This is a genomic window from Peribacillus sp. B2I2, from assembly GCF_041261685.1.
GTDB lineage: Bacteria > Bacillota > Bacilli > Bacillales > DSM-1321 > Peribacillus.
The window spans coordinates 1,231,925-1,244,095 of sequence record NZ_JBGCCB010000001.1 but is presented as its reverse complement, the minus strand read 5'-3'; the positions used below and the strand labels follow the sequence as shown (position 1 = coordinate 1,244,095).

Here is a 12,171-nt window from a genome sequence, read left to right as displayed (position 1 = left end):
ATATTGTAGACCCATGGTTCGCCGTTCAGGAATTGGGCTCAAAGACGTTTGCAATTAGTGAATATGGTCATTGGGAGAAAGTTCATTCCTTTTTACTAATTGGGGAGATCCAAGCTGCGTTAATCGATACAGGATTAGGCATCGTGCCGATTAAGCGGATTACGGACCAGCTTACCGAACTTCCGATAATCGTCCTGACCACACATGTGCATGCGGATCATATTGGCGGACATGGGGATTATGATACAATTTATGTTCATGGTGATGATGCCGATTGGCTGATCCACGGCATTAAAGGTTTGTCTTTGGAACAAATAAGAAAAGACATGGCACGGGATATCACTATACCCGTACCGAAGTCTTTCGACCCTGATACATACAAGCCATACCAGGGGTACCCGGATAAACTCTTATCGGATGGGGACACCATTGATCTTGGGAACCGCAGTTTAGGCATTTATCACACACCTGGGCATTCACCTGGCCACATCTCTATTTTGGATCATGAAACTGGTTATTTATTTACTGGTGACCTGCTTTATTCAGATACTCCAGTTTATGCATTTTATCCCTCGACAAGCCCTGAAGACCTTGTGAATTCGTTAGAAAAAATCGCTTCGATCCAGAAAGTCTCCAAAATCTATGGTGGACACAACCAACTCGGCCTTGAACCAAAGATTTTTTGTGAAATACTTACAGCCATTCAATATCTTAGAGAGAATAACTTAGTCAGACACGGAACGGGTGTACATACATTTCAAAGTTTCAGCGTACATTTCTAGCAAAAGGGCATTGCTTTTACGCAATGCCCTTTTCGTTTAATAAGTCATGGCCATCGAACCTTGCTTGATCGATCTGCAAGAATGCCTTTCCACAAAATGATGTGGAATGATGGACCCAGCAGGAGTATCTCCAGTTTGCAGCATTTGAATGATGCCCTTAGCAGCCTGATATCCCAAATCGAAGATATTAATATCTACAGAAGTCAGGGCTGGTAGTGACAGTTCAGAGAAAAGAACGTTATTGAAGCTTACGATGGACATTTCTTCAGGAGTGCGCACGCCCATCTCGCGAAGTGAATGCACGATGCCAAGTGCCATAAGATCATCACTGACCACCAAAGCGGTTGGTGGTTCATCGATGGATAGTAACCTTTTTGCAGCAGCTTGTCCACCTTCATGCAAAAAGTCTTCATGCAGGGTATATTCCTTCCTTCGATTGATTCCAGCACTCTTCAACGCTCGTTCATAACCTAATAAGCGATCGAGGGTCATCACTAGGGTTACATCACCTCCGATGAATCCAATCCTTTCATGCCCTAGCTGAATGAGATAATCTGTTGCCTGCTCGGCTGCCAAGACATTATCGTTATCTACATATGTTATCTCCTCGATAAAATCATAGGGTTTCCCAATGATGACAAACGGAAAATCCCTTGCTCTTAAATAGGTCAGAATGTGATCGTCCATCCTAGAATACATCAGGATTATTCCATCAACCATCCCCCCCTGCACCATATTTACGACTCCTTCGTAGATTTCATCTTCTGTTTTTCCCGTGCTTAGCAACAGGGAATAATGGTTTTCCTGAGCTCCCTCACTAAGACCCTGGAGGATCGTCGGAAAAAATGGATTTTGATAATAATCATTTGACGAGCTTGGCAGTACCAAGCCAATGATCCTGGTTGATTGATTAGCAAGACTTCGTGCAATGAAGTTTGGATGGTATCCTAATTTATTCATCGCCTTACGTACCCGTACCTTTGTTTTTTCACTTATTCGAGGATTATTTGCAATCACTCGAGAAACTGTTGAAGGAGCAACATTCGCTAACTGTGCCACATCTTTTATCGTGATGGCCATGCATTTCCCCTCTCCCTTCTTAGCCTTTATTGACTTCATTCAAAAAAAGGTGAATACCAATAAACACTTCTCTTATATTTATTTTATATTTATACATTTTTATGTATTAATAATACACTCTGCCCAATAGCTATTTCCATACTTTTTTTGCCGTTTATTCATTTTATCAGAAAATACCCACTTTTCCGTTTTTTTTCGTATATTTTTCAAAAATTAAAAAGAAGCTGATTATGGATCAGCTTCTAAAAAACGACAGGTCTTTTGGGTAGAAAGAAGTCAGACGACTAACTACATAGGGTTTAAAGCTAGTTTCCAATCAAATCAAAGGAAGATATTTATAGATCAATAACGATAAATCCTTGTTTCATATGGTCGTAAATCAATAACGGACCCTTCAGGACAATCCTCATAATTAGCTAGTAAAAGTTCCATTTCACCCCAATGAGAAAGATCGATTTGGTGGTGATTCACACTAAAGTTACATATTACCTTGACTGAATCACCATTCATAATTCTTGTATAAATATAAAGTTCAGGGTGATCTTCCCATAATAATTCATATTCCCCATATACAAGGACCTGATGTTTTTTTCGAAGTTCAATCATTTTTTTATAGAAATGATAAATGGATGATGGATCATTCCTCTGCTGTTCTACATTAATGGCACGATAATTGGAATTAACCTTCATCCAGGGTGCTCCGTGCGTGAACCCACCATTTTCTTTATCATTCCATTGCATCGGCGTTCGTGAATTATCACGGCCGCTATGCCATATAATGTTCATTATTTCATCATGCGGACGACCTTTTGAGGTCTCAATCCGGTAAAAATTTTTCATTCCAACATCATCATAATCATCAATCGAATCAAATTTGACATTCGTCATGCCTATTTCCTGGCCTTGATAAATAAAAGGTGTCCCTTGCATGAAAAAATATAGAGCCCCAAGCATTTTTGCGCTTTCCAGCCAATATTGATGATCATTTCCCCAGGTCGATACACTTCTGGGCTGGTCATGATTTTCAAAAAACAAAGCATTCCAGCCTTTGTTTTTCAGCCCCTTTTGCCACTTGGTCATGGTGCGTTTTAACCCCTGAACATCAACATCGTGATTATGTCCCCTATTCCAAAGTCCAAGATGTTCAAATTGAAATATCATATTGAATTTCCCATTCAATTCCCCGACCCATTCATCAGCCTGCTCAATCCTGACCCCATTGGCCTCCCCGACCGTCATGATATCATACTTAGAGAAAGTCTCTTCCTTCAACTCCTGAAGGTAATCCAGAATCCCGTCCTGATTGGTATGCATTTCAAACGCAGGTACATACTGATGCCAATAAGGGTTGGGCATATCCGGCAGGCCTTCACGCTTATGAATATGCGTAATCGCATCAATCCGGAAGCCATCAATTCCCTTATCGAGCCACCAATTCACCATTTCATACAACGCCTGTCGCACACCCTCATTTTTCCAGTTTAAGTCTGGCTGCTTTTCGGCAAATAAATGTAAATAGTATTGATTGGTCCTTTCATCGAATTTCCAGGCACTTCCGGAAAAGATACTTTCCCAATTATTAGGCTCCCGTCCGTCCTGCCCATCCCTCCATATATACCAATCCCGTTTCGGATTATCGCGTGACGAACGTGACTCAACGAACCAGGGGTGCTCATCGCTTGTATGGTTCAAAACAAGATCGAGTATCACCTTCATCCCACGTGCGTGAACATCTTCCAATAACAGTTCAATATCTTCGATTGAACCGAACTCATCGGAAACTGCTTGATAATCACTAATATCATAGCCATTATCCGCATTGGGCGATTTGTAAAATGGACAAATCCAAATGACATCTACCCCTAAATCCTGCAGATAATCGAGCTTTGAAATCAATCCTTTAATATCTCCTACACCATCACCATTACTATCCATGAAACTGCGCGGGTATATTTGATAGCAAACCGCTTCTTTCCACCAAATCTTATTCATGCTGTACCCTCCCGATCCTGTTTTCCACAAAGCCTAGGGACAATGTTTGGCAGCTACCCACAATCGAGAGGTATATGATTATTTTGGTTGGTTCCGTTTTGAACGCTTAATAACCAAAGCAATGAATATACCAAAAATAAGAAGAACCAATCCTATAACTAACAGGTAAGGAATATTGATAATCGACTTGGGTGACAGTGTGTAAACTTCTGTCGTCTCCCTGTCGATTACGATAGAGTAGCTGTTGTCCTTACTGCGGACCAGATCCCCATTCAGCATACCTCTCAACTCTTTATTACTTTCAAGTTCCTTTTCAGTAAGGTTTATCTTTTGAGTTTCAGTCGTATTGTTCATGGCGACGACAATCGTTTCATCACCATACACACGTTTGAATACCGAAGCTCCGCCTTTTTCATATAAAAGCTCCATATTCCCTTTTATCAATGCTGGGTACATGTCTCTGAGATCAGAAAGCTTTGTTATATATTCCACCAATTCCTGTTCTGTCTTGAAATTCATCAATTTATGATTATCCGGAGCAATATCACCATTTAAGGCAATTTCCGATCCATAGAATACGATTGGCACTCCTGGCATCGTATATAGATATGACAGCGCCATTCTCCATCTGGCACCTGGGTTTTCGTTATGATCGGCTGCATCCTTTGTAAAACGCGGCATTCCCTGAGTATCCATGAACAATGCCTGAGGAGCATTGCCCCCAAATTCATCTTCACTTTTCGCAAACGAATTAAAAACAGGTTTCAATTCTTTATCAGGTGCAGCAAATGCTTCCCGTAGCTCAACATTTTGCGGATAAGCCATGAAAGCATCGATACCCGTCTTCTTATAGCTTGAAATCAAATCCGCATCACCTTGTATATCGCCGATTGTATAGAAATTTGATTTTTCAGATTTGACTGCACCTACAAATTCCTTCCAAAAATCTTTTTCTACGTATTGAACCTTATTTAAACGGTACCCATCAATATCAGTTTCCGTTATCCACCATTTGGCGGCATCAAGTAAATATTTCCGTGTTTCCTCATTGTCTTGATTCAAATCCGGAAGACCATCGACCCAGCCTGTTTCCAAATCCTTTTGATTACCTTCATTGGAAATCTTTTTTTCTTCATGGAACCAATCTTGTTTTTCAGGGTCGTTCAGCCAAGATGAGTTAGGACCCACATTATTTGCTTGAAAATCAATGATCACCTTCATATCGCGTTTATGTGCCTCATTCACGAGTTTTTTAAACTCTTTAATTGTCCCAAAGTGTGTATCCGTTTTATAAAAATCAGTCACCCAATCGCCATGATAGCCATTTTCATCATTAGCGAAAATTGGTGAAAGGATGATAGCGGTATAACCCATATCTTTTAAATAATTCAGTTTCTTCGTGACACCTTCAAAATCCCCACCATTAAACGCAGAAGGGTCATTCACATTCGCATCTCCATTATTTTGTGTATTACCATCGAAAAATCGGTCGACCAATAATGAATATACGATTTCGTCCTTCCAAGTTCGTTGTTCTTTTTCAGCTGCTCCTACTGGAATGGCGTAAAAAAGAAGCAACGGAATTAAAGCGAGTGATAACACTCTTTTTCTCATATCCGCTCTCCTCCTAGCTATCTCTTTACGCCTTTAAGATTAGCCTTTTGACCCCTTAACGTCAAATCCAAATTATAAAAAACTTTACACTAAAGGGACAAATTGGGGATACTGGATACAGTTAATGAAATGGAATAAGCAGAAGACGATTAACGTTCTTTTTTTATCGTCTTAACCGCTTTATCCAAAGCCCTTTTTGTTTTTGCTTTTTCAGTGGCTATATCATCCATGGCATAATTCATCGGTCCCCATACCTTATTCATTTCCGGAATATTCGGCACGGGTTCAGCGTATTGTATTTGTATGCTTAAGGCTTGTGCCCTTTCATTTTCATTGATTGCTGCATTGTGTTTGATTGAATTATTAGGAGGAATTTCCCCTGTTATTTCATAACGTTGCATTGCATTATCATCGTTTGTCAAATATTCAACTAACTTCGTAGACCAATCAGGATGTTTTGTGAATGCTGTTACATGCCAGCCTTTGATTTCCATGAACGTTTTCATTGGCTGACCATTTGGCAATTCGGGCAAGGGGGCAAATCCTGTATCCTTTCTCTCGGAAAATGAGTTACCGTCACTCATGAAAGAAGCCAAATCCCCTTGACTAAACAACTTCTCGATCGCTGCCTTGTCGCCTTTTGAGATCAAATCCGCTTTATACCATTTTTGGATATACGCAGCTCCTTTTACAGCACCCTTATTATTCAAACCAATGTCCGAAGGGTCTAGATTTCCATTCTTATCTTTAAATGTGTAACCTCCCATTCCAGCCATTACTCCATACCCATCATGGAACTCATTCCATTTGGCATAATAACCATACACGTTACCTTGTCTTAATTCCTTCGCCATTTTATATAAATCATTCATCGTTTCAGGAGGCTTAGCCATCAATTTTTTATTATAAATGAAAACGGAAGTGTTTACGGATTTCGGCAATCCAAATACCTTATCTTGATACATCTCGCCTCTAATTGTAGATTCAATGAAGGCATTTAATACTTCATCACTCACTTTCACTTCCTGAATTAGGCCTTCCTTTACGATTTTCCCGACTTTTTCATGAGAAAAAGTTACCACATCCGGGGCTTTTCCGTTTCCAATCGGCCCATCGCGACGAAGCCGTTCATACATCTCGGTAGCTATTTCCAGCTCTTCATGCTCAACTTTGATTCCATATTCTTTTTCAAATGCTTCAAGCACTGGCTTTAGGGCCTCCGCTTTACCTTTTTCCTCCCAAATGATCAATTTTTTCGGTTTCGCTTCATTACTGGCTTCTTCGTTTTTCTTATTTTCTTTCACTACTTTATTTTCCAAATCTGAACTGGATCCACAAGCACTTACAATAAAGATCAAGAACATGGACATGAACAAATGAAAAATCAGCTTCTTCACTTTCATTCTCCTTTTTAAAATGTTTATTCTATCATGTCCAAAAGCACCAAATAATACTGTTTTTCAGTTCAGCCAATCAAATAAATCCCCCATCATGAAAGCGGCACCAAACTTATTGTTATCATTATATGAACGGCTTTGGTTTTTACAACATTTTCCTCGACGTATTTATTTCCTTGTAGTGATGAACACTTTTTGTTATTTTTTAGTTAATAAGTGCTTCTTTCAATTAGAATTGGGTATATAACCATATTGAAAAAAACACTTAACGGCTAATTACAACTGCTTAGAGAACCCCCTCATAACAGCCTGATGTTCCCTTTTTCATATTCACTTCCCCAAATACTTATAGAATTGGAGTGGTTTTAATGGAATTTTCATCCATACACCATAGACCTAATGACAATTACGGCTATCCCATCAACACTGAAACCCTACATATCCGTCTACGTACGAAAAAACAAGATATCTCCTCAGCTGGATTGATTTTTGGGGACCCATACATTTCAGATAATGGACAATGGCAGTACGAAGAACTTCCCATGAGTTTATCAGGCAGCGATAACCGTTATGATTATTGGCATATTTATGTGAAGCCTACCTACAGAAGAATTCGGTATGGGTTCAAGGTCCTCTCAGAAGATGAAAGTGCCATTTACACGGAAAAGGGTTTCTTTAAAGAACCCCCCCGAGATCCGGGATGCTATTTCGCGATTCCCTATCTACATCAAAATGAAGTATTCGGCGCACCAGAATGGGTCAAAGATACAATTTGGTATCAAATTTTTCCTGAACGATTCGCGAACGGAAACCCTGACAACGATCCGGAAGGTGTTAAACCTTGGGGAAGTGAAGACCCGGCAGTGGATAATTTTTTTGGTGGGGACTTCGAAGGAATCATTGAACATTTAGATTACCTAGAGAAGCTCGGCATCAACGGAATCTATTTCACGCCAATCTTCCATGCCCACTCCAATCACAAATACGATACAATTGATTATCGGAAAATCGATCCGCAATTTGGAACGAAGGAAACATTGAAAACACTGATAAACGAATGCCACAAACGGAATATCCGAGTCATGCTAGATGCGGTTTTTAACCATAGCGGCTACTATTTCCCCCCATTTCAGGATTTACTCGAAAAAGGAGAAGATTCGAAATATAAGGATTGGTTCCATCCACACAGCTTTCCTCTCAAAGGAGGGGAAAGGCCCAATTATGAAACGTTCGGTTTTTTTGAATCGATGCCAAAATTGAATACTGCGAATCCGGAGGTGAAAGAATATCTTCTCGAAGTCTCAGCCTATTGGATTAAGGAATTCGATATAGACGCCTGGCGACTCGATGTGGCAAATGAAGTCGACCAACCATTCTGGCGTGAATTTCGAACAACGGTGAAAAGTATAAAGCCTGACCTTTACATCCTTGGTGAAATTTGGCATGACTCCATGCCATGGCTTCGCGGTGATCAGTTCGATGCTGTCATGAATTACCCTTTTACCAACCAAGTTTTCCGCCTGGTCGCTTCACAAACCATCAATGCACGCGAGTTCACCGAAGAAATGACAGCCATCTATCACAGTTACCCGACCAATGTTTTTGACGTGACGTTCAATCTCCTTGGAAGCCATGATACACCGCGGATTTTCACGGATTGCGGGGAAGATTTAGATCGAGCCAAGCTCATCCACGCGATCCTGCTTACTTTCAACGGCAGCCCCTGTATATACTATGGAGATGAAATCGGCTTAACCGGAGGCATGGATCCAGGATGCCGAAAGTGCATGGTTTGGGAAGAAGAAAAACAAAATACCGAGCTTTTCAATGAAATTAAGGCATTGATCCACTTACGAAAAGAAGAACGATTACTTGCCAATGACGGAGAGTTCAAATTCCTAAATACAAACGGAAACGAAAATATTGTGGCCTACCAAAAATATAATGGCGAACGTTCTGTCGTTATCCTCATCAATCCGACGGATGTCCAGCAATCCTTCACTCTCCCTATTGATTTGAAGGGGCGTACACTAACGGATTTAAGAACAAAAGAAACAACACAGGAATGCCAATTTGAATTGGGTGGATATCAATATAAAATTCTCGCATTCAATCTTTGAGACAATGAAAACGGGGCAAGGAATATCATCCTGCCCCGTTTTTTTCAATCAATTATTTGAATATCATATTCCTTGAACCATACATGGGTTTGTGCCAAGTGAGCCAGTAACTGGGGACCTGACATCAATTGCCCGAACCACGGCACTTTAAAAGCGGCTCCTTTGGAATCCACTATATCCGTTAGCTTCTGTTTATCGAAAAACTCATGCAAGACCGAATTTTTATCACTCAGTAAGTCTTTCAGCCACGCCTGCACACGGTCAGTATATATAGGGTTGTGGGTTTTTGGATATGGACTTTTTTTACGATACAATACCTCATCCGGTAACAGTCCCTCCAACGCTTTCCTCAGAATACCCTTTTCACGGTTGCCTTCCATTTTCATTTCCCAAGGAATGTTCCATGCATATTCTACAAGTCGATGATCGGCAAATGGGACGCGCACTTCTAGACTTGCCCCCATACTCATCCGATCCTTCCGGTCAAGAAGCGTCGTCATGAACCATAATAAATTCACATAGAAAAGTTCTCTACGCTTTGCTGCTACACCGTTTTCCCCTTCCAATTTAGGAGTTTCGGCAAGGGTGGTCAAATAGGCTTCATTCGCAAATTCCTCCAGCTTCAATTTCTCACGCCATCCCGTTTTCAATAACGATACCCGTTCCCCGGTCGATCTCATCCATGGAAAACCAGCACGATTTAAATCATCTTCACGATGAAACCAAGGATAACCGCCAAAAATTTCGTCCGCACATTCACCGGACAGGCCTACGACAAAATCCTGCTTGATTTCCTTACAAAACCAAAGTAATGAGGAATCGACATCCGCCATCCCTGGAAGGTCCCTTACAAGGACAGCTTCCGTTAAATAATCCGTTAACTGTTCTTGAGTGATGATCGATGAATGGTGAACCGTGTTAAAGGTATCCGACATCTTTTTAATCCAATGTCCATCAGAGTTAGGCTGAAAATCATTTGCCTTAAAATAGCGCTCATTATCTTCATAATCAATGGAATACGTATGCAGCCGTCCTTTCCCTTCTTTTTGATAGGCGTTTGCCGCAATGGCCGTTATGGCGCTAGAGTCCAGCCCTCCTGACAAGAAGGTACAAAGTGGAACATCAGATACAAGTTGACGAGTCACTGCATCCTCGACAAGGAAGCGGACCTTCTCGGCCGTCTCATCGAGGGTATCCCGATGTTCTTCGCTTTTCACATTCCAATACCTCCAAATTCGGAGCCCTTGCCTTGATAATGTTAGAGCATGGGCAGGTCTTAACTCTTGGATATTATGAAAAACACCGGAACCTGGCTTTCGGGATGGGCCCACACCAAAAACTTCAGCCAACCCGTCGCGGTCGATCTCCGTTTTAACATCCGGGTGGGCTAAAATCGCCTTCAATTCAGAGCCAAAAATGAATCCCCCGTCCCTTTCTGCATAAAAGAGTGGCTTTACCCCCATCCGATCTCTTGCAATGAATAATTTCTGATCCTTTTCATCCCAAATTGCAAACGCAAAAATCCCATTGAACAAGTCAATGCATTTTTCTTTCCATTCTATATAAGAAGTAAGTAAAACTTCTGTATCAGAATGACCCTTAAAGGAATATCCTTTTAATAATAGCTGTTTTCGAATGTCTTCGGTGTTATATAGCTCTCCATTATAACAAAGCGTATATCTGCCGTTTTTTTGATCTTTCGACATCGGCTGTTTTCCGCCTTCCGCATCGACAACCGTTAACCGTTTATGACCAAAGGCAACATGGGCTTCGCTCCAAACATTTTCCTCGTCTGGCCCCCGCTTTGCCAACGTTTTTGTCATATTTTCAACTGTTTTTGTTTCCTTCCGTAAATCTTTTTGAAAATGCACCCAGCCTGTTATCCCACACATTTTACACTTCATCCTTTCTATCCGGACTCTCAGAAAAAATATTGGCTCCCTGTCTTAAAAAGATTTACAGTCCCTTATTTGTAAATCCGAAGATCAAGCAAAGAAGGTTTAAGTATCGAACAGCAAAATTCCGTAGGATCCCCGCCCAAAACGCCAGGCGTTGATAATGAATTGTTGAGCAAAGCATCCCGTGTTTAACATAGCCTATGCAAAGACGGAAAGATGGTTATTTGTCCATAATATTTTAAAATATACAGTTATATTTTCATTGGATTTTGACTAAAAAGTAGGTGAGGATTCCACTATTGGAGGTATATGTATGAGTCAGCAACAACGAACCAAGTTAATGAACAGGCAAACAAGAGCTTTTACCGAAGGAACAGTGGAAAATATCAATCAACAATGGATTTTTTTCGATGATGAAACAGATGAGGCCTGCTCCATCGAAGACCATGTTGATAGCATCATTGAAGTTTACAGGGGTGGGCGCTGGCAGCAAGGAGTTGTTGAAGAAGAGGGAAAAATCCTGCTTCACCGGGAAATCACCTTCTTAAGGGAAAATGAGCCCATTCGGATCCGCAAAAAGCTGCTCTACTCTTTTGAACGTTTATTGGAAGAATTGAACGACGATTCCTTTTTCCAATTTGTAACGACCTTGAATTCACTTGATTTTTCTATTTATGATTGTATATATAGCTATAATCAGCTCACTTTTTTAAGGGCTGTCCCTAACCAGTCCGGCGTGAATTTCTTCACTTTTGATAACGAGAGCCAAATATGTCTCGTTCAGCACCACTTTTCTTATGGGAAGAAGGATCACGATCGTTTTGAATTCACCCTGAACACCGGAAAAAGAATCGTCATTGAGAAAGTGAATTCACAATAACGGGTAAAAAAAAACGGGTAAATGAGATTTCCTCATTTACCCGTTTTCAATTCTGTATTAAAAAAAGTCCATTCCTTGTGGCAAGGAAAGCCCTAAATAAAGGACGAATACAAGCGCAACGATGAACAATATCCACATGGCACTTGTGCTTTTACCTTTTTTCGTACGGACCAACACCATTTCCATCGCCGCAATCACGATGATGCCGACAATCATTTTTACTGCGTAAGCACCAAAATCCGTGATCAGCATTCCGCCAGTAAGGAAAATCAATAGATAGAATAAACGTGTTATCATATGTAGCATTTTCGCTTTCGGATTTCCACCTTTAAGCATCGAATATGTGACAAAGAAAAGAATGATTCCGATAACCCAAGCTGTAATATGCATATGTGTCATTTTTTTGCC

Annotated in this window: 9 protein-coding genes; 3 read left to right on the top strand and 6 right to left on the bottom strand. The window is 40.7% G+C overall.

Going from position 1 to position 12,171, the window contains the following annotated elements:
• Positions 1 to 2 precede the first annotated feature (2 nt).
• A complete protein-coding gene (locus tag ABIE66_RS06310) occupies positions 3 to 782 on the top strand; it encodes an MBL fold metallo-hydrolase (protein WP_370016988.1) in 780 nt (259 codons plus the stop codon).
• Between the two features lie 36 nt (positions 783 to 818).
• On the opposite strand, the gene ABIE66_RS06305 is transcribed toward ABIE66_RS06310, so the two are convergent.
• The 4 genes from ABIE66_RS06305 to ABIE66_RS06290 all read right to left on the bottom strand — a co-directional run bounded on the left by ABIE66_RS06305 (position 819) and on the right by ABIE66_RS06290 (position 6,865).
• Positions 819 to 1,862 (bottom strand): LacI family DNA-binding transcriptional regulator, encoded by a 1,044-nt coding sequence (locus ABIE66_RS06305; RefSeq protein ID WP_289324096.1) that lies wholly within the window; start codon positions 1,860 to 1,862, stop codon positions 819 to 821.
• Between the two features lie 342 nt (positions 1,863 to 2,204).
• Complete coding sequence (locus ABIE66_RS06300; protein ID WP_289324095.1) at positions 2,205 to 3,854, bottom strand: glycoside hydrolase family 13 protein; 1,650 nt, start codon at positions 3,852 to 3,854, stop codon at positions 2,205 to 2,207.
• A 78-nt stretch (positions 3,855 to 3,932) separates the two neighbouring features.
• Positions 3,933 to 5,468 carry an alpha-amylase family glycosyl hydrolase gene (locus ABIE66_RS06295; RefSeq protein WP_370014217.1) on the bottom strand — a complete coding sequence of 512 codons (1,536 nt, stop codon included), beginning with the start codon at positions 5,466 to 5,468 and terminating at the stop codon, positions 3,933 to 3,935.
• 149 nt (positions 5,469 to 5,617) lie between these two features.
• Positions 5,618 to 6,865, bottom strand: coding sequence for an extracellular solute-binding protein (locus ABIE66_RS06290; protein WP_370014216.1), 1,248 nt, complete (start codon positions 6,863 to 6,865; stop codon positions 5,618 to 5,620).
• Positions 6,866 to 7,233: 368 nt separating this feature from the next.
• Here ABIE66_RS06290 and ABIE66_RS06285 point away from each other — a divergent pair, with 368 nt between their 5' ends.
• Complete coding sequence (locus tag ABIE66_RS06285; protein WP_289324092.1) at positions 7,234 to 8,985, top strand: glycoside hydrolase family 13 protein; 1,752 nt, start codon at positions 7,234 to 7,236, stop codon at positions 8,983 to 8,985.
• 44 nt (positions 8,986 to 9,029) lie between these two features.
• On the opposite strand, the gene asnB is transcribed toward ABIE66_RS06285, so the two are convergent.
• A complete protein-coding gene (gene asnB / locus ABIE66_RS06280) occupies positions 9,030 to 10,877 on the bottom strand; it encodes an asparagine synthase (glutamine-hydrolyzing) (RefSeq protein ID WP_289324091.1) in 1,848 nt (615 codons plus the stop codon).
• Between the two features lie 319 nt (positions 10,878 to 11,196).
• Between asnB and ABIE66_RS06275 the strand changes: the two genes are divergently transcribed.
• Positions 11,197 to 11,763: a DUF2777 domain-containing protein gene (locus ABIE66_RS06275; RefSeq protein WP_063232220.1), complete on the top strand. Its 567-nt coding sequence runs from the start codon at positions 11,197 to 11,199 to the stop codon at positions 11,761 to 11,763.
• A 57-nt stretch (positions 11,764 to 11,820) separates the two neighbouring features.
• Here the strand turns inward: ABIE66_RS06275 and ABIE66_RS06270 are convergent, their stop codons facing one another.
• Positions 11,821 to 12,162 (bottom strand): YisL family protein, encoded by a 342-nt coding sequence (locus ABIE66_RS06270; RefSeq protein WP_076367205.1) that lies wholly within the window; start codon positions 12,160 to 12,162, stop codon positions 11,821 to 11,823.
• Positions 12,163 to 12,171 lie beyond the last annotated feature (9 nt).

Coding starts and splice junctions, on each gene's coding strand:
- ABIE66_RS06300 (WP_289324095.1), bottom strand. CDS start 3,854: ATGAATAAGATTTGGTGGAAAGAAGCGGTTTGCTATCAAATATACCCG.
- ABIE66_RS06295 (WP_370014217.1), bottom strand. CDS start 5,468: ATGAGAAAAAGAGTGTTATCACTCGCTTTAATTCCGTTGCTTCTTTTT.
- asnB (WP_289324091.1), bottom strand. CDS start 10,877: ATGTGTGGGATAACAGGCTGGGTGCATTTTCAAAAAGATTTACGGAAG.
- ABIE66_RS06275 (WP_063232220.1), top strand. CDS start 11,197: ATGAGTCAGCAACAACGAACCAAGTTAATGAACAGGCAAACAAGAGCT.
- ABIE66_RS06305 (WP_289324096.1), bottom strand. CDS start 1,862: ATGGCCATCACGATAAAAGATGTGGCACAGTTAGCGAATGTTGCTCCT.
- ABIE66_RS06270 (WP_076367205.1), bottom strand. CDS start 12,162: ATGACACATATGCATATTACAGCTTGGGTTATCGGAATCATTCTTTTC.
- ABIE66_RS06285 (WP_289324092.1), top strand. CDS start 7,234: ATGGAATTTTCATCCATACACCATAGACCTAATGACAATTACGGCTAT.